Here is a 22,118-nt window from a genome sequence, read left to right as displayed (position 1 = left end):
TAAAAAAGTAAAAGAGCTAAGGCTCTCTTACTTAATTCTAGCTGTAAATACTCCCTCATCTGAGATTGTCTCAGAAATAAAGGATCCATTACTTGTACGTTCAGATAGGCTTAAATCTTCTAAAATAACCTCATATACCTTACCAGTGGTCGATGTAACTTCTAGGATTTCAGTTTCCTCAGTTACTTCTGCAGTTGTAAAGAGATCAAGATTTTGTGTCTCATTTGACGCATGAATCTTGCCTGCTGCAAAAACGCGATGTGGCTTCGATTTAAGCTCTCTCAAAACTTGAAGTCCTCGATTTGCACGACTTGTAGTTGGGATTTGCTCTACCGACATACGTTTCAGACTTCCTCTTTGCGTCAACAAGTACATGCTTTCAGTATTAGCGACAAAGACTGCTCGAACCACGTCATCTTTCTTAAGATTGATTGCTTTTACTCCGGCTGCTTTGGCTCCCACTACCGGTACTTCTTCACTGTTAAATCGCAGAGCGTAGCCATTTTCCGTAACCACCATAACATCTTCTAGGTTAATCGGAACAACAGTTACGATACAATCTGCTTCGCTCTTCAACTTGGCATACTTAGCTGATTTAGACTTGTAAGTACGCCAAGGGCTAAATTCCTTACGCTCAAAGCGTTTGATTTGACCAAATTTAGTTGCCGCCAAATAAGTTTGACTACCAAAATCATCAACCAATTCAGCATAGAGGACTTGCTCATCATTAGCAAAGTTTGTGATGGTTTGTGACAAATGTTCTCCAATATCTTTCCAGCGAATATCTGTTATTTCATGAACTGGTCGATAGATAACATTGCCGAGAGTTGTAAATATAAGCAAATGCTGAGTTGTCTTAGCAGCTGTAACAAATACTAGTTCGTCCTCATCACGCTTTCCAACTTCTTCAATAGTGGATGAATTGAAAGATCTTGGACTTGTACGTTTAAGGTAACCGCCACGAGTGACACTGACAAAAGTATCCTCTTCGATGATTAAACTTGCAGTATCAATTTCGATTGTCTGTGTTTCAGCCTGCAATTCACTAAGACGTGGATTAGAGAACTTTTTCTTGACCTCACGAAGCTCACGTTTCATAACATTGTACATGGTGCGTTCGTCGCCAATAATGGCTTTGAGGGTTGCAATACGGTCGCGCAACTCTGCTTCTTCTTCTTGCAAGGTCACAATATCAGTATTTGTCAAACGATAAAGTTGCAAGGTTACAATGGCTTCTGCTTGTTCTTCAGAAAAATCATAGCTTACTTTGAGGTTTTCTTTAGCATCAGATTTATTTTCAGAAGCGCGGATAAGGGCAATGACTTCATCAAGAATTGAAATGACGCGAATCAAGCCCTCCACAATGTGAAGTCTCTTTTCTGCCTTTTCCTTATCAAACTTAGAACGAGAAACGATGATGTCTTTACGGTGGGCAATGTAACTTGACAACATAGGAATAATGCCCACTTGGCGTGGTGTGTAGTTGTCAATCGCTACCATATTGAAATTATAGTTAACTTGCAAGTCTGTATACTTGAAGAGATAATTCAAAATGGTTTGCTCATCTGCGTCCTTTTTAAGCTCAATAGCAATGCGAAGACCATCGCGGTCAGATTCATCACGAACTTCAGCAATTCCTGGCACTTTATTATTGACACGAACGTCATCAATCTTTTTAACCAAGGCAGCCTTATTAACCTCATAAGGAATCTCAGTGGCAACAATTTGCTTCTTGCCACCTTTTAGGCTTTCAATAGCTGTGCGGGAACGAACAACCACGCGCCCCTTTCCTGTTTCGTAAGCTTTGCGAATTTCTTCCTTACCTTGGATAATGGCCCCTGTCGGAAAATCTGGCCCAGGCAGGAATTCCATGAGTTTGTCCAATTTAGCCGAAGGATGGTCAATCATATAGACCACAGCATCAATAACCTCTGCCAAATTATGAGGTGGAATGTCAGTGGCATAACCTGCAGAAATTCCAGTGGCACCATTGACCAAAAGGTTTGGAAAGGCTGCAGGTAAAACAGTAGGTTCTTTTTCAGTATCGTCAAAGTTCCAAGCAAATGGCACTGTATTCTTTTCGATATCTTGAAGCAGGAAACCAGCTATTTCAGATAAACGTGCCTCCGTATAACGCATAGCAGCGGCCGGGTCACCATCCATAGATCCATTATTACCGTGCATCTCAATCAGAGTTTCTCGGTTTTTCCAGTCCTGAGACATACGGACCATGGCATCGTAAATAGAAGAATCCCCGTGTGGGTGAAAATTACCCATGACATTACCGACCGACTTAGCCGATTTACGGAATCCTTTTTCAAATGTATTACCGTCCTTATTCATAGAATAAAGAATACGACGTTGAACAGGTTTTAACCCGTCACGAATATCAGGAAGCGCACGCTCCTGAATGATATATTTGGAGTAGCGACCAAAGCTCTCCCCCATAATGTCTTCAAGTGTTATATTTTGAACGTTAGACATAATATCCTTCTTTGTTTATTCTTTTTTGAAAGTTTAACTTTCTGATGGTTACTAGCATAGCTACAAACAAGGGTAATCATATTACCTTGGGTTACGACGGGAGGAAACGAAATCGATATTATTTCTTTTTCGAGCTAGTAGGGCGCTTAGGTAAGTACATTATGGGACTTACCGTGCTAGAAATAAAAAGTTTAACTTTCTGATGGTTACGACGTTCGAAAACAAAATCGATATTATTTTGTTTTCGAACTAGTAAGTGAGCTAGCTTGTTCGCTATAGCGACAATCGTCTTTTCATTAGAAGCTTAGCTTCAATGAAAAGTGCTCAGTTAAAACACCGTATTCTCCTCAAGCGTAAACTTAACATTGTCTTCAATCCATTTACGGCGGGGTTCAACTTTGTCACCCATAAGAACATTGACGCGGCGTTCTGCGCGAGCTAGGTCGTCAATGGTTACTCGAATAAGAGTGCGTGTCTCTGGGTTCATGGTTGTTTCCCAAAGCTGATCGGCATTCATTTCACCAAGTCCCTTGTAGCGTTGGAGCATGGCTCCTTTACCGAACTTCTTGCGAAGTTCTTCAAGTTCTTGGTCTGTCCAAGCATATTCTACAACTTCTTTAGCACCTTTGCCTTTTGACATTTTGTATAATGGTGGCAAAGCGATATAAACTTGTCCTGCTTCCACTAAAGGGCGCATGTAGCGATAGAAGAAAGTCAATAGGAGGGTTTGAATGTGAGCTCCATCCGTATCGGCATCGGTCATGATAATGATTTTATCGTAGTTTGAATCTTCAACTTTAAAATCAGCACCCACTCCAGCTCCAATAGTGTAAATCATGGTATTGATTTCTTCATTTTTGACGATGTCAGACATCTTAGCCTTAGCCGTATTCAAGACCTTACCTCGCAATGGTAAGATGGCTTGGAATTTGCGGTCGCGGCCTTGTTTTGCGGAACCACCGGCTGAGTCCCCTTCGACTAGATAAAGTTCATTCTTCTTAGGATTTTTTGATTGAGCTGGAGTCAGTTTTCCTGAGAGAAGCCCCTTATCTTTCTTGTTTTTCTTACCATTTCGGGATTCGTCACGGGCTTTACGAGCTGCCTCACGGGCATCACGCGCCTTTATAGCCTTACGAACAAGGTTAGAAGCTACTTCTCCATTTTCCAAGAGGAAATAGGTCAATTTTTCAGAAACAAGTGCATCAACAATTGGACGGGCTAGCGGTGAACCTAGTTTATCCTTAGTCTGACCTTCAAATTGCAGGTGTTCTTCCGGAACTAGGAGTGAAATAATAGCTGAAAGCCCTTCGCGGTAATCAGCCCCCTCAAGATTTTTATCTTTCTCTTTAAGGAGACCTGATTTACGAGCATAGTCATTCATAGCTTTTGTAATAGCTGACTTAAACCCTGTTTCATGCGTTCCACCGTCTTTTGTACGAACATTATTGACAAATGAAAGGATGTTATCTGAAAATCCATCGTTATACTGTAGAGCAATTTCAAGTTGGAATCCTTGTTGTTCACCATCAATATAAACGACAGGTGTTAATGTTTCCTTATCTTCATTAAGATATTCAACGAAATCTTTTACACCATTTTCAAAATGGAATTCAACATGCTCTGCTTCGTCAGGACGTTGGTCTGTCAACGTTAAGGTAACATTCTTCAAAAGAAAGGCAGACTCATTTAATCGCTCTGCTATTGTATTAAATTTAAAATCAGTTGTTGAGAAAATGGTGTCGTCAGGTTTGAAAGTAACCTTTGTACCTGATTTTGACTTAGGTGCTGTGCCGATTTTCTTGAGTGTCGTCACAGGCTTCCCGCCATTCTCAAATCGTTGTTTGTAAATATTGCCATCACGTGTGATTTCAACTTCAAGCCAACTCGAAAGGGCATTTACTACAGATGAACCAACTCCATGCAATCCTCCGGAGGTTTTGTAACCACCTTGTCCAAATTTACCACCAGCGTGGAGAATTGTAAAAATAACTTCTACAGTTGGTATCCCCATGGCATGCTTACCAACTGGCATCCCACGACCATGGTCAGCAACCGTTATTGAACCATCTTTATTGATGATAACGTCAATTTGATCACCAAATCCAGAAAGGGCTTCATCAACTGCATTATCGACAATTTCCCAAACTAAATGGTGGAGTCCTGTACCATCGGTAGATCCGATGTACATTCCTGGACGCTTACGAACAGCATCTAGCCCCTCTAAGACTTGAATAGCATCATCATTATAATTATTTATATTAATTTCCTTTTTTGCCAAAACTGACCTCCAGTTTTTTTCATCCTATCTATCTTACAAGTTTTTTGTCATTTTTGCAAAATAATTTTGTCCATCTTCAGAAAAGATTTCAGCCTCACACGGCATTATGATATAATGATTACATGAAAATTTTAGTTTTGATGTTAATCGCTTATTTATTGGGATCAATTCCGACTGGACTTTGGATTGGTAATTATTTCTATCATATCAACCTAAGAGAACATGGTTCTGGCAACACCGGAACAACTAATACTTTCCGTATCTTAGGACCAAAAGCAGGAACTGTTACCTTAATTGTCGATTTGTTAAAAGGAACAGTTGCAACATTATTGCCCATCTGGCTAGGTGTTGATCATTTCTCGCCGATTCTCATTGGTCTATTTGCTATAATAGGACACACTTACCCTATTTTTGCTGGCTTTAAGGGTGGAAAAGCTGTCGCTACCAGTGCAGGTGTTCTGCTCGGTTTTGCTCCGCTATTTCTTATCTACCTTTTGGCTATCTTTATTGGGACATTGTATTTATTTAGCATGATTTCACTGTCAAGTGTTATCGCTGCTTCAGTTGCTGCTATTAGCGTTTTAATCTTCCCAGCTTTTCATTTTCTTCTCCCATCCTATGATTTGATTTTTACAATAATCATTTTGTTGATTGCAAGTTTAATTATTATCCGACACAAAGATAACATGACTCGTATTCGACAAAAAAGCGAAAACTTGGTACCTTGGGGCTTAAATCTTAGTAAACAAGAAAAGAACTAGTTTTTTAGACTAGTTCTTTTTATCTGCCTTATTTTCCGTAAGTTTTACGACGGATGCCATAAGCACCGTATGTCAAGATTGACATTCCAAGGAGGATAGCAAGCATTGAATCTTCACTATTTGTAGCTGGCAAAGCTTTAGTTGTTGTTGCTTTCCCAGCAGTTAAAGCTTTTGTAGGTGCTACTGAATTATTGTAAGATACTGGAACTGTAACGGTTTGATTGCTTTGTACTTGTGTGTCATCAGAATCTTCTTCCTCTTCGTCAGAAGCTCCTGGATAATCTTTAGCATCAGTAACTGAAGTTCCATAAATCATCTCAATATAATCAGGGAATCCATCTCCATCTGTATCAAGTTCGCTTGAAATTGAAATAGTACGAGAGTTTGGATTTACTACTTCATATTCTGTCAAATCAACATTTGCAAGGTAGTCAGCAAAAACAACATCCATTGACGGACCTTCTTCTCGAGCACCGCCTAGCATTGTGTAGCCATCACCACCTGCTGCCAAGAAGTCGTTTGTAGCTAGGTAATATGTTGCATCCAAATCTAAATCATAATAGTATCCATCCTCAGGATTCCAAATTGAAATATCAAGAATACGTTCATCAGCTGGCAAGTTTGTATCGTACATCACTTGACCGCCAGCAACTTGTAAGAAACCACCACTTGCTTCAAGCAAAGGTTGACCATTTTCATCAAGAATTGGTTGACCATTTTCATCTTCTTGAAGTGTTGATCCAAGTGATTTCACAAACATATCGTAGATTTGTTGACCAGTTACTTCAATTTGAGAAATAATATTACCAAATGGAAGAACAGCGATAATATCACCTTTTGTTACAGGTTGATCTTTCTTAATTGTTTCACGAAGACCACCACCATTTGTAACTGCCAAATTAGATTTGTGAGTAAATCCAGCTTGACCATAATCAAGAAGGGCGTCTGCTACGACATTACCTAGGTTAGTTTCACGAACACGAACATTTTCACGTTTACCATTCAATTCGACTGGATTATTATCGAGAACAACAACAGCATTTTCTGCCGCATATTTGGCTTGAATGTCTCCAACAAGTTTAGAAATACTTTCAGAAGCTGTTACAGATGAAGCTTCATCAGCAGTAATTACTCCCGCAGAAAGAATTTTTTCAGAGTTTAAAGTAACTTTACCGATATTATTTAAGTAGCTACCTGTCTGGTTGTAGGTCACATTTCCAAATGTTTCTGATTTGAGTGTATGAGAGTGTCCGTCAAGCACGATAACTTTTTTACCAGTCAATTGCTCATTTTTAGCTAGGGCTTGAGCCAAGGTAGTACCTTGCCATTCAACCGGAGTAGTTGTATCCACACCAAGGTGAGCGAGGATGATATAGTTATTATAGGTTTTACCTTCAGCTGCAGCATTGGCTTCAATTTGTTCAATAACTTTATTAACTTCAGTAATTGGATCAGTGAAGCTGACGCCTTCAACATTCTGAGGGTGAGTTTTAGTTGCTGTTTCTGGTGTAGTAACACCGATAACTACAAATTCGTCACCTTCCACTGTTGTATCTTTATCAATGATTGTTGAAGCTTCAAAGAGACGCGCTCCATTAACATAGACGTTTGAACTGATAAGTGGGAAAGTCAAGATTTCACTCAATTTTTTAAGCTGATCTAAACCAAAGTCAAATTCATGGTTACCAAGTGTCATAGCATCATAACCAACTTGGTTCATGATATTGGCCATGTCTTCACCTTCAGAGCTATTTGAAATTGGAAGACCCTGAAAGGCATCACCTGAATCCAATACAAGTGTAGTTCCTTGTGAACGAGCTTCTTCAACTACACCAGCCAAATTAGCCATACCGATTACTCCACTACCTGCTTCAATACGGCCATGGATATCATTAGTATGAAGAATGGTTACTTCGTCTGTTGCTTGAGTTTCTGGTTCAGCTACAGCAGTAAGCACTTCTGCATTTTCTACATCAGTTTCAGGTGCAGCCTGAGTTTCTGCACTAGTATCTTGTTCTGATCCAGACTCTGCAGAAGGTTCAGTTGTTGCATCAGAAGCAGTGTCTGTTACAACAGCATCTGTTGGCGTAAGCTCAGTTGTGGCCACAAGACTTGATGCTGGTGTACCATCAGGTGTTGCTGTGGTTGCTTCATCTGCTGAAACATGACTCGCCAAGATTGACGTCGAAATGAGCAATCCTGATAGGGCAGGAATTAGCACAGTTTTCTTTTTCATGAGTTTCCTCCAAATTAAAAATTCTTTCCTAGTTATTATACTATATTTTCACAAACTTTTGTCTGTCTATTTTTATATTTATTTCGTTTTTTGAAAAATAAAAACCCTTACAACTTTAAAAGTGTAAGAGTTCGTTCTGTTTTTACTTGTTTTGATAGACAATTCGTCCATTACTGATAGTATATTTGACAACACCTTTAAGTTTTTCTCCGATAAACGGTGAATTAGAGGCTTTAGAAGCAAAATCTTCGCTGACTACTCGCTCTTCCTCATCGGCAAAAATCACAATGTCTGCTGGGCCATTTTCAGCCAAATAACCAGCATCAAAACTGTAGAGTGATGATGGGTTGCTTGTCATCTTAGCCAAGAGTTCAGAGAGGGTCAAATCACCTGTAGCTACTAGGTTCGTTAAGCCGAGTGAGAGGGATGTTTCAAGTCCAGTCATACCAGATGGCGCCTTAGTCATATCTTCAACATTTTTCTCATCAGCGTGGTGAGGAGCGTGGTCAGTTGCAATGATAGAAATAACACCAGACTTCAAGCCTTCAATAACCGCCAGACGGTCTTTTTCAGTACGAAGCGGTGGGTTCATCTTAGCTGCTGCACCTTTTAGTAAAAGCAAATCTTCTGTTTTTGAAAAATGTTGCGGTGCTGCTTCTGCAGTGATTTTGGCACCAAGATTTTGGGCAAATTCAACAACCTTGACTGATTCGGCTTTTGATAAATGTTGGACGTGCAAATGAGCTTGGCGATCATAGGCAATCATGACATCGCGAGCAATCATACTGTATTCCGCTACACCGGTTGCACCACAAAAATGGAATTTATCCTGGGCAATACCTTCATTAAATCCTAGAATACCATTGAGTTCAGGATCTTCTTCGTGGAGGGCAATGAAAGTATTATTAGCTTTAGCCAAATCTAAGGCTTCTTTAACAACCTTTGAACTTTGCAGCGGAATACCGTCATCAGAAAAACTAATGGCCCCTGCTTCCAAGAGAGCTTTAAAGTCAGTTAGGTTCTGGCCATCAAAGTTCTTTGTTACTGTTGCATTGGTATAGATATGAATATCTTCTTTTGCTGCACTAGCAAGGACTTCTTTCAAAGTCTCAACGTCAGAAATTGTTGGATTGGTGTTAGCCATCATAACAACCGTTGTGAAACCACCTGCAGCTGCTGCTAGTGCTCCTGTGTGGATATCTTCCTTGTGGGTCTGACCTGGCTCACGAAAATGCACATGGATGTCAACCAAGCCAGGGGCAACAACCAAACCTGCAGCATCAATGACATCAGCACCTTCGGCCTCAATCTGCTCTGCTATTTTCAAAACCTTCTTACCGTCAACAAGGACGTCCGCCACTTGGTCAAATCCAGATTGCGGATCAAGAACACGACCGTTTTTAATTAGTAACATTAGTTATCTCACTTTCTAAATTGATAAGTCTCATTATCAGATGTCAGCTGACTTAGCTTGCCATCTTGGATTAAATAGGCTTGTCCATAAAGGGTCTCTGAGTCGCCATCGCCATAAAGATATGTTCCATCAGAGATGGCATAAAAACTTGTTCCCATACTATCTGGATAGGCAATATCCTCAAAAACACGCAGACCATCAAGTTTTTGATTCTTAGTTTCTTGATAATGTGGTATCAATGAAACCTCTGTTAAACCTAAACCATTAAGGAAACGCTGATAATCTTTTGAAACTGCCTCGCCTTCTTCTTCAGGCTGAGCATAGACACTTTCTGCAGCATTCATAGATCCCGCACTCGAACCAATGACAATGTGGTCATAAGTTCTCAAAAGCTGACCTAGTCCGATAGAGCGAAAGAAGGCATTCTGTGTTGGAACATGACCACCTGCTAGAAAAATTAAATTGGCTTGAGCTACAAGTTCGGCGGCTTTATCAGCTGTTCTTTCATCTAAGATTGAATAGCTTTCAAATCCGATTCCAGCAGCTTCAAAAGCTAGTTGAAAATCCCTAGCGTAGTTATCCGTAAAGGCATAGTTTCTTGGGTCTGAGCATACAAACAGAGCTGACACTTGAGTTGGAAGAACACTCTTTACTTTTTCAACAAAATTGTTGGCAGGATTCAGTTCTTTTGTCTGGTAATTCATAGGGTTACTGGTCAAAAAATAATACATAGACCCTCCTACTTGAGCCAATCAATGGGTCCCAAGCCGTCTTGTATCAAAAAGTGATTAGCTTGAGAAAAAGGTCTGCTACCGAAGAAACCGCGGTAGGCAGATAATGGACTTGGGTGAGCAGATTCAATAATATGATGATTTGGATTGGTAATTAGAGCTTTTTTCTTTCTGGCATAACCACCCCAAAGGATGAAAACGACAGGTTTGCTCTGCTTATTGACCACCTTAATGATAGCATCGGTAAAGGGCTCCCAAATTAAACCGGCGTGACCGTTAGCATTTCCAGCCGGAACCGTAAGGCAGGCATTTAGAAGAAGAACCCCTTGCTCTGCCCAAGACGTCAAATCATGGTGTTCTCTTAAGCCAATGTCATCTATTAATTCTTTTAAAATATTTTGGAGAGATGGCGGAGCTGGCAAGTCATCGGGTACAGAAAAGGACAATCCTTGAGCCTGTTTGGGACCGTGATAAGGATCCTGGCCAATAATGACAACCTTGACATCTTCCAAAGGTGTTGTTTGGATAGCATTGAAGACTTTTTCTCTCGGCGGATAAACAATTCCTTGAGAATAAGCATTATCCAAAAAATGATTAATTTGTGTGAAGTAACCTTCCGGCAATTCCTCTTTTACGAGGTCATGCCATGTTGAGTGTTGCATCTGTCCTCCTAACACTTTCCAATTAAATCAATAGAGACTTGATCTAGAATATGGCCTTCCATTTCATGATAAAGCTCATTCATATAAAAGTCGTTATCCAAAGACAATTCTTGATCCAAGGCATAGACTGTCAAGGTATAAAAATGATCTTTATCTGGAGGATATGGTCCCATATAGCCATTATCAATATCTGAAAAATCGACACTATGAAACTTACTGCAAAGACTATTTTTACCTTTGGTATGATTCTTATCAATTCTCGAAAAATCCTCAGTTATATGTCTCGTTTCAGGAGATACATTGGCAACTACCCAATGAATATAGGCAAAGCCACAAACTGGAATGGAATCAAAATCAACAAATGTCCAAGCTAAACTCTTTGTTCCATCAGGCAAATCCGAAATATCAAAAGGAAAAGATATCACAGCATTCCCTTTCACCTGAACACTAGCTTTTTTGCTATAGGCATCAGGAATCACTTGATTGGCAAAATCACAAGTTACTTTCATCTTTTTACCTCCTTAATAGGCAATTTGGGAAACTTGATTTTTATTATCGTTCAGAATAGCAATATATTTTCACTATTTCACTAGTTAATTTTATCATATTTCAAGAAAAAAATCCCCTTATGATTAACATAAGAGGACTCAAAGTTCGTTTTTTGACGTTTTTGAATTTTAGTTAATACCAATTTCTGCACGAACAACATCTGCAATTGTATCAACATAGTAATCAACTTCTTCATGAGTTGGTGCTTCTGCCATGACACGTAAAAGTGGTTCAGTACCGCTTGGACGAACTAAGATACGTCCATTACCAGCCATCTCACCTTCCATTTTTTCAATAACAGCTGCAATAGCTGAGACTTCCATAGCCTTATCTTTCATGCCGTTTTCAACACGAATATTAACTAATTTTTGAGGATAGATAGTTACTTCAGTAGCTAGTTCTGACAATTTTTTACCAGTTTCCTTCATAACTTTAGTCAACTGAATAGCCGTTAATTGCCCGTCACCGGTTGTATTGTAGTCCATGATAATTACATGACCAGACTGTTCACCACCGAGATTGTATCCAAATTTTCGCATTTCTTCAACAACATAACGGTCACCAACTGCAGTAACAGCTTTTTTAATGCCCTCGCGATCAAGAGCCTTGTGAAAACCTAGGTTAGACATTACTGTCGTAACAATAGTATTTTTAGCAAGTTCACCTTTTTCAGATAGATATTTCCCAATGATGTACATGACTTTGTCGCCGTCTACGATGTCACCATTTTCATCCACTGCGATAAGTCGGTCACTATCGCCATCAAAAGCTAGTCCAATATCTGCACCAACCTCTTTAACTGTTTCTTGTAACTTCTCCGGATGTGTTGAGCCAATACCATCGTTAATATTTAAACCATTTGGCTTCTCACCAATTACAGTAATGTCAGCACCCAAGTCTAAGAAAATATCACGCGCTGTTGTAGAAGCTGCGCCATTTGCCGTATCCAAAGCAACCTTCATACCATCCAGTTCAAGACCAGTTGATACTAGGAATTTTTCATATTTACGAAGACCTTCTGGATAATCAACAAGAGTTCCCAGACCATCAGCAGAAGGGCGTGGAAGTGTATCCTCATCAGCATCCAACAAAGCTTCAATTTCTAACTCTTGATCATCAGCTAATTTAAAGCCATCACCACCAAAGAATTTAATACCATTGTCAAGTGCTGGATTATGACTTGCAGAAATCATAACACCTGCACTTGCGTTTTCCGTACGAACAAGGTAAGAGACACCTGGTGTAGCTAGAACTCCCAATTTGTAGACTTCAATACCTACTGAGAGCAATCCTGCTACCAAGGCTGATTCAAGCATTTCACCAGAAATACGTGTGTCACGTGCCACAAAAACGCGTGGACGACTTGTTTCGTGTTGGCTTAAAACGTAGCCACCAAAACGTCCCAATTTAAATGCCAATTCTGGCGTTAGTTCAACGTTTGCTTCACCACGGACACCATCTGTTCCGAAATATTTACCCATAATAATGTTATGCGATTACTCGCTTCCTCCATTTATAATCTTTGCTATTATCTATTATTTTTTTGTGACTGTCAACTGAACTGTCAGCACGTTTGGTTCTATGCTAACATTATCTGCACTTAAATTCAAAACTTTTGATGTATTTTTCGTTACATCCGTTATATCTAGTTCTGCACTTACATCACTAATTCTATCAAGCACTTCCTGGCTTCCAGAGATAGTAACGACCTGATTACTAAGTTTATAATCAATATTAGAAATCTTATCAGACATTTCACCAACTAAAGTTAAATTAACCGGAACGGTCTTAGTTAATTTTTTAACCTCAACTGTCAGTAAAGTCTTAGCAGGGTTGATTACCGCTGGTAGAATAGTACCATCTGCCGATACCGCCTGTAAGATGACATTGCCTCTAAAATCATTTCTGAGGAGATTATCCTCTGGTAAACTCGCCACGACATGGTCAACTTGCTGGATAGTAGACTCATCACTGGTAACTTCAACTTTTGAATCATCCGTTACAATATTTTTGATTAGATAACCTGTTGCTAGCTGAGTTGGATCAACTTTACCTTCTACAGAGAAAGTTGCCGTTTTTTTCTTACCAATTGTTACTGAAATAGTTTCCGGTGCAACTTGTGCAGTAACACCAGAAGGCAGATTGATAACATCTAATTTCGCTTCAACTGTCCCAGTTTGTGCATCCGATAAATCTGCTACAACTTTAAAACTGCGTGTATCCGCATTGATTTCTGAATCAAGTTTTACTCGATTAGTTGAGGTCAAATAAACTTGAGCTTCATAAGAATAACCACTCACATAGTACTTACTGCTATCGTATTTAATATCTATAGGCACATCTTTTAATGTATTCGTATAGGTCTCTGTAACTCCCGAAATTTGAGTGCCTGTTCTACTGTAGTTATTGGCTGTAGCGGTTAAAAATAGCAACAATGATAAGAAGATGGATACGATGGCCAGCCAGAAACCACTATTAAAAATATTTCTAAACAAGCCTTTCATTTCGTCTTCCTTCCAAAAAATCTATTAAACCAAGAGCTTTTTGTTTCTTCCTCGGCTGAAAAATGCGTGCGCAGAAAAACTTCAAAGTTTTCTTTAGTTAAATCGTGTATGAATTCACCTTTGTAAGTCAGAGAAATAGCACCAGTCTCTTCTGAAACAACTACTGTCAGAGCATCTGAATTCTCAGATAAACCAATGGCTGCACGGTGTCTTGTCCCAAATTCTTTTGAAATGGCTTTTGATTCAGACAAAGGTAGGTAAGAGCAGGCAGTCACGATTTTATTTCCTCTTATAATGACTGCACCATCATGCAATGGTGTGTTTGGGATAAAAATATTGATAAGTAATTGGCTAGACACATCCGCATCCAATGGAATACCTGTAGAAATGTATTCTTGCAAAGTTTGCGTTTGCTCAATTGCGATTAGGGCACCGATTTTACGAGGACTCATATAAGCAACTGAATTAACCAGCGCAGTTATCAACTTTTCCTCATCACTCATCTTTTGAGTCTGCATAAAAACCTGAGTGGTGCGACCAAATTTTTCCAAACCGGTTCTAATTTCAGGAGCAAAAATTACGACCCCTGCAATGACACCATAGGTAATGACTTGGTTCATCAAATAAGTGATGGTAGTAAACCCTATCCATTCTGCAATAATTCGGATTAGGATAAAAAGAATAACACCTTGAATCAGGGACATGATTTTTGTACCTGCTAAGGCTTTAATTAATCGATAGATAAAATAGGCAACTATGGCAATATCCAGAACGTGAACAATAACCATCCAAGGATTTTCGACCAAACTTGCCCAAAAATTGGCATCTATGGTCATTAAATTTCGCATACAGTTCTCATCTCTTTCATTTCAGACTGACTCTATTATATCATTTTTGATGAAGATTTTCTCTATCAAGAATACAAGTTTTTATGTTACAATAAGAGCATGAAATTAAACACATTTATGGGAATTGCAGCTGGAAAGACAGCTCAATATGTATTAAGTAAAATGGGTCGTGGTTCTACCTATCCAGGTAGTCTTGCCCTTAAGTTTGATAAAGATATCTTGGATACCATTGCTAAAGATTATGAAATCGTAGTTGTCACTGGTACTAACGGCAAAACTCTGACAACTGCTCTTACCGTTGGTATTCTCAAAGAAGCTTTTGGTGAGATTGTCACTAACCCAAGTGGGGCAAACATGATTACAGGGATTGTCTCAACCTTTTTGACGGCTAAAAAGGCTAAATCTGGCAAAAAAATCGCTGTGCTAGAAATCGATGAGGCAAGCTTACCTAAAATCACAAAATACATCACACCAAGTCTTTTTGTCTTTACCAATATTTTCCGTGATCAAATGGACCGCTATGGTGAGATTTATACAACTTACCAAATGATTTTAGATGGTGCTGCCAATGCTCCTCAAGCAACTATTTTGGCAAATGGTGACAGTCCGCTCTTCAATTCAAAAGAGGTTGTCAATCCAGTCAAATTCTATGGTTTTGATACTAAAAAAACAGAAGCTAAGTTAGCTCACTATAATACTGAAGGTATACTCTGTCCTAAGTGTCAAAGTATTTTGGAATATCGTCTCAATACCTATGCCAATTTGGGTGACTATACTTGTCCAAACTGTGATTTTGAGCGTCCGCAACTTGATTATGCCTTAACAGACCTAACTAAGATTAGCAATACAAGTTCTGAGTTTGTCATTGATGGTCAAGATTATAAGATTAATGTCGGTGGTCTCTACAATATCTACAATGCCTTGGCTGCTGTTTCTGTGGCTGAATTCTTTGGTGTAGCTCCTGAGCAAATCAAGGCTGGATTTGACAAGAGCCGTGCTGTCTTTGGCCGTCAAGAAACCTTTAAAATTGGTCATAAATCTTGTACCCTTGTTCTTATCAAGAACCCAGTTGGTGCCAGTCAAGCCCTCGATATGATTAAGTTAGCGCCTTATCCTTTCACTCTTTCTGTTCTGCTCAATGCAAATTATGCAGATGGTATTGATACCAGCTGGATTTGGGATGCTGATTTTGAGAGTATTTTGGACATGGACATTCCGCAAATCTTTGCTGGAGGGGTTCGTCACTCCGAGATTGCAAGACGCCTGCGTGTGACTGGTTACGATGACCAAAATATTACGGAAGCTCCGCTATTGACCGACATCATGCAAATGATTGAAAATCAAGAAACGGAACATGCCTACATCTTAGCGACCTATACGGCTATGCTAGAATTCCGTGAACTCCTAGCAAGCAAAAACGCTGTTGGAAAGGAGATGAACTAATGACTTACACTTCACTTAAATCTCCTGAAAACAAGGATTACAAATATGACCTTAATATTGCCCACCTTTACGGTAATCTGATGAATACTTATGGTGACAATGGCAATATTCTCATGATGAAATATGTGGCAGAAAAGTTGGGAGCTCGTGTGACGGTTGATATCGTATCAATGGGTGATGACTTTGACCCAGACTACTATAATATGTTCTTCTTCGGTGGTGGCCAAGACTATGAGCAGTCTATCGTTGCTAAAGATCTTCCTTCTAAAAAAGAAGCCATCAACACTTACATTCAAAATGATGGTGTCGTCCTTGCTATTTGTGGCGGTTTCCAGCTTCTCGGTCAGTATTATGTTCAGGCCAATGGCGTGCGCATTGATGGTATCGGAGTTATGGGACATTATACTCTCAACCAAGAAAACAATCGTTTCATTGGGGATATTAAAATTCATAATGAAGAGTTTGACGAAACCTACTACGGTTTTGAAAATCACCAAGGACGCACCTTTTTATCTGAAGATGAAAAGCCTCTAGGAATGTGTGTCTACGGAAATGGAAACAATAAAGAGGATGGCACTGAGGGTGTGCATTATAAGAATGTCTTCGGTTCCTACTTCCACGGTCCAATCCTATCTCGCAATGCTAACCTTGCCTATCGCTTAGTGACTACTGCTCTTCGAAATAAATATGGACAAGACATCCAATTGCCTTCATATGATGACATTTTATCAAAAGAAGTTTCTGAAGAATATGCGGATACGAAATCCAAAGCAGAGTTTGGAAACTAATCATCATTATTCTGCGAAAAAGTAAAAAGATATCTAGAAACTGGTCTAAACCAGAATCCTAGATATCTTTTTTTACTTATTCAATTGATTCTCAATAAAAAACAAAAATAGAGGGGGCAAGCCGATACAGACATACCCGATGGCAGGCAAGAAGGCTTAACAATCTATTATTTTGATTTTCGATAAGTATGTGCTTTTCTCAGCCGACCATATAAGATATAGTCAACTTTTTGTAATTCTTCAACTGTCTTACAATTCAAGGCACACATGATAAGGCGTAGGTCATCTTTCCAACCATTTACAATAGCAATGACTTTTTCGACTGGGTAGCGTTCAACTAATTCTAAAACTGTTCGTGAAAGTCCTACAGCTTTAGCTCCAAGAACCAAGCACTTAATCATGTCCAGAGGATTTCTAACACCGCCTGAAGCTAATACTTCAACCTTGTCCACCATATCTTTGGCATTAAGGAGAGATTGAAGGGTTGTTTGCCCCCATTCATTGAGATAAGAACGATCACCACCTCGTTTGTTTTCAATATAGGCGAAGCTAGTTCCACCTCTACCAGAGATATCAACTGTTTTAATCCCTAGTTCATAGGCTTTTTTGATGGTTTTAGCGTCCATACCAAAACCAACTTCCTTGAGAATAATGGGGACTGGCGTTTCTTTTGCATAATCTGCTAGATTGCTTTTCCAAGATTTGAATTCACGTTCGCCTTCTGGCATAAGGAGCTCTTGCATAAGGTTGACGTGAACTTGTAAGAAGATTGGTTTCATTTCCTCAACCGTCTGCAAGCCCAGTTTATAGGGTTTATCAATTCCAATATTGGTCGCTAGTAACAATCCTGGAAATTCTTCCTGTCTTGGATAAGAATCATCTTGATCATTTTTTAGCGCAGCACTATAGGAACCTGTTACCATAATAATCCCTGTAGCTTGAGCCACTTGGGCAAGTTTGCGATTTACAGCTTTGCCTTTTTCCGAACCACCCGTCATGGCATTAATGTAGAAAGGAAAGTCAAAGTCACGGCCTGCAAAATGTGTGGACAGGTCAATGTCATCCAAATCGTAGTCCGGAAGCGAGCTATGAATCAGCTCCATGTCGTCAAAACTGTTATAAGGTGCCTCGTACTTGAGGGCAAATTTGATGTGATCATCTTTACGATTGGTCATTTTTGGGTTACCTCAATCCAAAATCGTTTTGTTGTTTTATTGTCTGCCTGATTGTAAAAATCATTCTCATAAAGACCTCCATTGGCCAGAATGGTCTTCTCAGATGCGAGATTATTTTCATCACAGGTTACTAAAACCTTAGATATACCAAGTTTTCCAGCCTGCATAAGAGCAAGACGTAACTGTTCTTTAGCATATCCCTTTCGTCGCTGACTTGGTCGAATGGAATAACCGATGTGCCCAATTTGATTAAGCAAATAAGGCTGGTCAAGTGAATGTCTGATATTACAAATGCCTAGCATCTTATTGTCAGATGAGCGCATACAGATAAAGGTTGAGGATGGAACTCGACCTGCTTCTAAGCCTTGGCCTTTTGCTATAGCATTGATATGTTCAAGCCAAGCTGACAGGTCTGACATTTGACCTAGACCTGCCCCTCCGTGGAGAGTATCACCTGACAGCTCAAACTCAGCTTTATAGGCAGCTAATTCAGGAAAATCTTGGATACTTGGTACTTTTAAGAAGACTTCTTCCATCCTAACTCCACTTCTCTTGATATAGTATTTCAATACCAGAATTTTGCCAACGCTTTATCAGCTCACGACTGGCACTTTCTGAAAATGATAGGGCAATACCACAGTCGCCACCACCTGAGCCTGAAGACTTGGCAATGACGTCTAGCCCTTGACTAGCATCTTTTAGCTCTTTTAATTTATCGATGTAAATAGCAGAGCTAAGTCCTTGCAAGAGATCACTAACTGACTCAAGACTAGATTTAATCAGTTCCTTGTCACCAGCAAGCAAAGCATCTTTACAAATCAATACCTGTTTTTGAGTCTGGCTCAAGAAATGCTTATCAATGGCTGACTTAACCAAGTTAATCATGTCCTTAGAAATAGAGGGCTGCTTGGTCCAGCCAACTAAAAAGTCACCAGAAAGAGCTGGTTTAATGACTTCAATCTTATAGCCCCAATCTTTAGCAAGGACTGCTTGAATAGACTCTGATAGCATCCAGTCCCTAACTTTCTGGCGATCGAAGGCAGTGAAGGCCACTAAGTCATTATAGGCAATGCAGGCAATATCTCCCATAGAACCATTATCGCCAGACTTGATGAGGGTGTAGGAGGCTAATTTAAAGAGCAAATCAGCTGACAAATCTAAGTCATAAAAAGCTGACAAGGCCTTGAGAGTCAGTACCGTCACACTTCCGCTGGAGCCAATCCCGAACTTGAGCCCCCCTCTTTCCATTTTTCCTGTGATAGAAAGCGAAAACGGAGCTAGCTCTGCTATTGGCTTCGCCAAAAAATCAGCAAAAACCTGAATAGTCTCCTGAATGAGGGAGTAGCCAGAATCTGGGATCAAGTCCACACTGTAATCAAACATATCAGAAGTCAGAATGAAGCTGTCAGCAGGAGCAATCTGAGCAGTCATATGAATAGGAATATTCTTGATTAGGGCTGTTTGGCCAGGCTCAAGAATGGCGTACTCACCAGCAAGGTAGAGTTTACCATCTGTCTGAACTTTAATCTTCTTCATCCGGCAATTCCTTTGTGCGAGAAGCGATAAGGCGGTAGTCCTTCTCAAAAATCTTTGTCAAGCGGTCCAAGTCTTCTTCACGGCAAAGGACCTTGACATTTGGGCCAGCATCCATGGTGAAATAACAAAGTTCGCCTTGGTCTCGGAGGGCTTTGACATAATCCATGGCCTTGTAAGACTCCTCAGTCAAATAATTAAAGGGAGGATTGGCGTACTTGTTGGTTTCATGCATGGCAAGGGCATTTTTTTCAGTCAATTGGCCTACTTTTTCAAAGTCGTTGTCTTTAAGATAGGCCAGCATATCCACATAATCTTTCTCAGATTGGGCAATCCAGTCACCAAAAGTTGTTGATGTTTCTGTAGCCAACTTCATACCCTCACGGCTTGAAATTGGTTTCTTAGCATCATTAAGAACCAGCATAATCATAGCTAGTTTCAAGTCTGTTTCAACCTTATAAACTTGACCTGTGTCCTTATCCCAGGCTGCGATTGGTCCAAAGAAAGAACGTGACGATGAGCCTGAGGCGAACTTGGCTTTCTGGGCTAATTCTGATACCGAAAGTCCAGTTTCAAAGAGGTCATTACATGCCTTGACAAGAGCTGACAAACCACTAGAACTTGAAGACAAGCCTGCTGCTGTTGGCATATTATTGCTGGTTTCAACCTTGACATAAAGAGGCTTATCTCCGCGATATTGGTCAATGACCTTGCTGATTTTAGCGTGTTCCTTTTCATCTTGAAGGACACCATTGATATAAAATTCATCATGTGTCGCTGATTGGTGCAGGAAGGAAGCTGATGTTGTCGTGTACATGTTTTCCAGCGTCAGCGAAATGCTGCTTGTTGATGGAATCATCTTGACAGCATCCGCCTTTCCCCAATACTTAACAATAGCAATGTTTGCATATGATTTAACTGTTACAGTTTTTGTATCCACGTCTTAACCGCTCCTTCTTCTCTTAGTTTTTGGCTGAGGCGCTCTGCCATTGGCTCCTGATCAACCAAGGCGATGATGCAACCCCCAAGGCCGCCACCACTCATTTTAGCCCCAAGACTGCCATGGTTGAGGGCGACTTCAACCAAGTGGTCTGCCTCCTTGGCGCTGACGCCGATTTTTTGTAAAATGGCATGCGCTGAGGTCATGGCCTGACCGATTTTAGCAATATTTTTAGCTTTAATCTGATTTTCAACTTCTTCAGCGAGCTGTCCTAGCTGTGCTAGGTAAGGACGATTGGCCTTTTCCTGAGCTGCCACCTTGTCCACTGCTTCGCGAGTATTTCCATGAATACCCGTGTCTGCAATAACCAAATAAGCCTCTAAATTCAGGTCTATAGTCTCAAAACCAACATTTCGGATGAACTTGATGGCATCATCACTGAGGCAGGTCTTGGCATCTAAACCACTGGGATTGGTATGGGCAATGATTTCTGCCTGGTTAACCAAGATTTCCAAGGTGGCTAGGTCTATCTCCTGTCCAAAATAATCAAAAACTGCTCGAATGGCAGCGATGGATACTGCAGCAGAGGACCCCATACCACGCCTTTGAGGAACTTCAGATTTAATGTCGTAAGAAATGGCGACATCGGTCTGATTGAGATAATCAAGTGCCGCATAAATAGCTGTCGACAAGGTATCTGTAAAATCAAAGACAATCTTGTCATCTGCAGGCATAATACGACATTCAACTTCTATACTTTCTAGAGGAAGGGCAATAGCCGGATAGCCATAAACCACCGAATGCTCCCCCATCAGAATAATTTTACTATGCGCCTTACCGACGCCAACTTTTTCTGTCATTTTTCAAATCTCTTAAAATCGTTTTAGTCTTCATACTATTTTACCATCAAGCGACAAAAAAAGCGACGTTCACATGGAAAATCGCTTTGGAATACTTTGTAAATAAAATAAAAAGTAACTCTACTTACCCACTATAAGGTTCAACTCAGATTATCGGATCAATATGTAAATCTGGTATAATTCGTGTCAAAAATTGTTTCGTTCGCTCTTCTTTCGGTCTTGTAAAGATTTGGTCAGGATGTCCTTCTTCAATGATATGACCATCTGCCATGAAAATGACATGATTGGCAACATCCCTTGCAAAGCTCATTTCGTGGGTAACAACTACCATGGTAATCCCCTCTTCTGCCAATTCTTTCATGATTGAGAGAACATCACCAATTAACTCTGGGTCAAGTGCAGATGTCGGTTCATCAAAGAGAATAACATCTGGTTTAACTGCGATAGCACGCGCAATCCCGATGCGTTGCTGCTGACCGCCTGATAGTTGACTCGGATAGTAATCCCTCTTATCCAAAAGTCCAACTTTTTCTAAAGCAGCTTCTGCTATTACTACCGCTTCAGCCTTAGGAACTTTTCTTGCAATAACAAGGCCTTCTAAAATATTTTCGATAGCTGTTTTGTTGGCAAAAAGATTATAGTTCTGAAAAACAAAAGCCGTCTTTTGACGAATGGTCAAAATATCCTTTCGATTCAGTTTGGCCAAATCATAAGAAACACCATCAAGAATCATCTCTCCTTTGTCAGCCTTTTCCAAATGATTAAGACTTCTCAGGAATGTTGTTTTCCCTGAGCCAGAAGGGCCAAGAATAACCACAACATCACCTTGATTAACCGTCAAACTCACACCATCAAGAACCTTCTTATCACCAAATGATTTTTCAATATTTTTAACTTCTAGCATAGACACTC

19 protein-coding genes are annotated in these 22,118 nt (G+C 40.0%); 3 read left to right on the top strand and 16 right to left on the bottom strand.

The features are described from left to right. Window positions 1-27: 27 nt before the first annotated feature. Both parC and parE read right to left on the bottom strand, forming a co-directional pair. Entirely contained in the window at window positions 28-2,484 is a 2,457-nt protein-coding gene (gene parC, locus F601_RS0111640; RefSeq protein WP_018165860.1) for a DNA topoisomerase IV subunit A, read from the bottom strand. 328 nt (window positions 2,485-2,812) lie between these two features. Then, a complete protein-coding gene (parE, locus tag F601_RS0111635; protein WP_018165859.1) occupies window positions 2,813-4,762 on the bottom strand; it encodes a DNA topoisomerase IV subunit B in 1,950 nt (649 codons plus the stop codon). Window positions 4,763-4,884: 122 nt separating this feature from the next. Here parE and plsY point away from each other — a divergent pair, with 122 nt between their 5' ends. Beyond that, the gene (gene plsY / locus F601_RS0111630; RefSeq protein WP_026183214.1) at window positions 4,885-5,523 is read left to right on the top strand and encodes a glycerol-3-phosphate 1-O-acyltransferase PlsY; all 639 of its coding nucleotides are present in this window, start codon (window positions 4,885-4,887) and stop codon (window positions 5,521-5,523) included. Window positions 5,524-5,551: 28 nt separating this feature from the next. Here the strand turns inward: plsY and nt5e are convergent, their stop codons facing one another. From nt5e to cdaA, 8 genes are all read right to left on the bottom strand, one after another. Then, complete coding sequence (gene nt5e / locus F601_RS0111625) at window positions 5,552-7,759, bottom strand: cell surface ecto-5'-nucleotidase Nt5e (RefSeq protein ID WP_018165857.1); 2,208 nt, start codon at window positions 7,757-7,759, stop codon at window positions 5,552-5,554. 142 nt (window positions 7,760-7,901) lie between these two features. Continuing rightward, the gene (locus tag F601_RS0111620; RefSeq protein ID WP_018165856.1) at window positions 7,902-9,173 is read right to left on the bottom strand and encodes a dihydroorotase; all 1,272 of its coding nucleotides are present in this window, start codon (window positions 9,171-9,173) and stop codon (window positions 7,902-7,904) included. 8 nt (window positions 9,174-9,181) lie between these two features. Next, a complete protein-coding gene (locus F601_RS0111615) occupies window positions 9,182-9,904 on the bottom strand; it encodes a Type 1 glutamine amidotransferase-like domain-containing protein (RefSeq protein ID WP_018165855.1) in 723 nt (240 codons plus the stop codon). 8 nt (window positions 9,905-9,912) lie between these two features. After that, window positions 9,913-10,566, bottom strand: a complete 654-nt coding sequence (locus F601_RS0111610; protein WP_018165854.1) for a uracil-DNA glycosylase — start codon at window positions 10,564-10,566, stop codon at window positions 9,913-9,915. Between the two features lie 8 nt (window positions 10,567-10,574). Continuing rightward, window positions 10,575-11,075, bottom strand: coding sequence for a YbhB/YbcL family Raf kinase inhibitor-like protein (locus F601_RS0111605; protein WP_018165853.1), 501 nt, complete (start codon window positions 11,073-11,075; stop codon window positions 10,575-10,577). 168 nt (window positions 11,076-11,243) lie between these two features. Next, complete coding sequence (glmM, locus tag F601_RS0111600) at window positions 11,244-12,596, bottom strand: phosphoglucosamine mutase (RefSeq protein WP_018165852.1); 1,353 nt, start codon at window positions 12,594-12,596, stop codon at window positions 11,244-11,246. Between the two features lie 54 nt (window positions 12,597-12,650). Then, window positions 12,651-13,619, bottom strand: a complete 969-nt coding sequence (locus tag F601_RS0111595; RefSeq protein WP_018165851.1) for a CdaR family protein — start codon at window positions 13,617-13,619, stop codon at window positions 12,651-12,653. Next, the gene (gene cdaA / locus F601_RS0111590) at window positions 13,616-14,467 is read right to left on the bottom strand and encodes a diadenylate cyclase CdaA (RefSeq protein WP_018165850.1); all 852 of its coding nucleotides are present in this window, start codon (window positions 14,465-14,467) and stop codon (window positions 13,616-13,618) included. Before cdaA ends, F601_RS0111595 begins: the two co-directional genes overlap by 4 nt. A gap of 99 nt (window positions 14,468-14,566) precedes the next feature. Between cdaA and murT the strand changes: the two genes are divergently transcribed. Together murT and gatD are read left to right on the top strand one after the other, a co-directional pair. Then, the gene (gene murT, locus F601_RS0111585) at window positions 14,567-15,910 is read left to right on the top strand and encodes a lipid II isoglutaminyl synthase subunit MurT (RefSeq protein ID WP_026183213.1); all 1,344 of its coding nucleotides are present in this window, start codon (window positions 14,567-14,569) and stop codon (window positions 15,908-15,910) included. Then, window positions 15,910-16,698, top strand: a complete 789-nt coding sequence (gatD, locus tag F601_RS0111580) for a lipid II isoglutaminyl synthase subunit GatD (protein ID WP_018165848.1) — start codon at window positions 15,910-15,912, stop codon at window positions 16,696-16,698. The genes murT and gatD overlap by 1 nt, the downstream gene beginning before the upstream one ends. 167 nt (window positions 16,699-16,865) lie before the next feature. Here gatD and fni read toward each other — a convergent pair whose 3' ends face one another. From fni to F601_RS0111550, 6 genes are all read right to left on the bottom strand, one after another. Beyond that, a complete protein-coding gene (fni, locus tag F601_RS0111575) occupies window positions 16,866-17,873 on the bottom strand; it encodes a type 2 isopentenyl-diphosphate Delta-isomerase (protein WP_018165847.1) in 1,008 nt (335 codons plus the stop codon). Further along, window positions 17,870-18,409, bottom strand: a complete 540-nt coding sequence (locus F601_RS0111570; RefSeq protein WP_018165846.1) for a GNAT family N-acetyltransferase — start codon at window positions 18,407-18,409, stop codon at window positions 17,870-17,872. Before F601_RS0111570 ends, fni begins: the two co-directional genes overlap by 4 nt. A 1-nt stretch (window position 18,410) precedes the next feature. Beyond that, complete coding sequence (locus F601_RS0111565) at window positions 18,411-19,409, bottom strand: phosphomevalonate kinase (protein ID WP_018165845.1); 999 nt, start codon at window positions 19,407-19,409, stop codon at window positions 18,411-18,413. Then, window positions 19,396-20,346 (bottom strand): diphosphomevalonate decarboxylase, encoded by a 951-nt coding sequence (gene mvaD / locus F601_RS0111560; RefSeq protein ID WP_018165844.1) that lies wholly within the window; start codon window positions 20,344-20,346, stop codon window positions 19,396-19,398. Before mvaD ends, F601_RS0111565 begins: the two co-directional genes overlap by 14 nt. After that, a complete protein-coding gene (gene mvk, locus F601_RS0111555; protein WP_018165843.1) occupies window positions 20,328-21,206 on the bottom strand; it encodes a mevalonate kinase in 879 nt (292 codons plus the stop codon). Before mvk ends, mvaD begins: the two co-directional genes overlap by 19 nt. A gap of 145 nt (window positions 21,207-21,351) precedes the next feature. Then, on the bottom strand, window positions 21,352-22,110 hold the full coding sequence (locus F601_RS0111550) for an amino acid ABC transporter ATP-binding protein (protein WP_018165842.1): 759 nt from the start codon (window positions 22,108-22,110) through the stop codon (window positions 21,352-21,354). Window positions 22,111-22,118 lie beyond the last annotated feature (8 nt).

The sequence above is a fragment of the Streptococcus henryi DSM 19005 genome, assembly GCF_000376985.1.
GTDB classification, from domain to species: Bacteria; Bacillota; Bacilli; order Lactobacillales; family Streptococcaceae; genus Streptococcus; species Streptococcus henryi.
Note: the sequence above shows the minus strand (reverse complement) of the source record. Positions and strands in the feature narration are given on the sequence as shown.

What these genes read in the sequence shown, in the direction of transcription:
- parC (WP_018165860.1), bottom strand. Translation starts at nt 2,484, where the DNA reads ATGTCTAACGTTCAAAATATAACACTTGAAGACATTATGGGGGAGAGC.
- plsY (WP_026183214.1), top strand. Translation starts at nt 4,885, where the DNA reads ATGAAAATTTTAGTTTTGATGTTAATCGCTTATTTATTGGGATCAATT.
- nt5e (WP_018165857.1), bottom strand. Translation starts at nt 7,759, where the DNA reads ATGAAAAAGAAAACTGTGCTAATTCCTGCCCTATCAGGATTGCTCATT.
- F601_RS0111620 (WP_018165856.1), bottom strand. Translation starts at nt 9,173, where the DNA reads ATGTTACTAATTAAAAACGGTCGTGTTCTTGATCCGCAATCTGGATTT.
- F601_RS0111615 (WP_018165855.1), bottom strand. Translation starts at nt 9,904, where the DNA reads ATGTATTATTTTTTGACCAGTAACCCTATGAATTACCAGACAAAAGAA.
- F601_RS0111610 (WP_018165854.1), bottom strand. Translation starts at nt 10,566, where the DNA reads ATGCAACACTCAACATGGCATGACCTCGTAAAAGAGGAATTGCCGGAA.
- F601_RS0111605 (WP_018165853.1), bottom strand. Translation starts at nt 11,075, where the DNA reads ATGAAAGTAACTTGTGATTTTGCCAATCAAGTGATTCCTGATGCCTAT.
- glmM (WP_018165852.1), bottom strand. Translation starts at nt 12,596, where the DNA reads ATGGGTAAATATTTCGGAACAGATGGTGTCCGTGGTGAAGCAAACGTT.
- F601_RS0111595 (WP_018165851.1), bottom strand. Translation starts at nt 13,619, where the DNA reads ATGAAAGGCTTGTTTAGAAATATTTTTAATAGTGGTTTCTGGCTGGCC.
- cdaA (WP_018165850.1), bottom strand. Translation starts at nt 14,467, where the DNA reads ATGCGAAATTTAATGACCATAGATGCCAATTTTTGGGCAAGTTTGGTC.
- murT (WP_026183213.1), top strand. Translation starts at nt 14,567, where the DNA reads ATGAAATTAAACACATTTATGGGAATTGCAGCTGGAAAGACAGCTCAA.
- gatD (WP_018165848.1), top strand. Translation starts at nt 15,910, where the DNA reads ATGACTTACACTTCACTTAAATCTCCTGAAAACAAGGATTACAAATAT.
- fni (WP_018165847.1), bottom strand. Translation starts at nt 17,873, where the DNA reads ATGACCAATCGTAAAGATGATCACATCAAATTTGCCCTCAAGTACGAG.
- F601_RS0111570 (WP_018165846.1), bottom strand. Translation starts at nt 18,409, where the DNA reads ATGGAAGAAGTCTTCTTAAAAGTACCAAGTATCCAAGATTTTCCTGAA.
- F601_RS0111565 (WP_018165845.1), bottom strand. Translation starts at nt 19,409, where the DNA reads ATGAAGAAGATTAAAGTTCAGACAGATGGTAAACTCTACCTTGCTGGT.
- mvk (WP_018165843.1), bottom strand. Translation starts at nt 21,206, where the DNA reads ATGACAGAAAAAGTTGGCGTCGGTAAGGCGCATAGTAAAATTATTCTG.
- F601_RS0111550 (WP_018165842.1), bottom strand. Translation starts at nt 22,110, where the DNA reads ATGCTAGAAGTTAAAAATATTGAAAAATCATTTGGTGATAAGAAGGTT.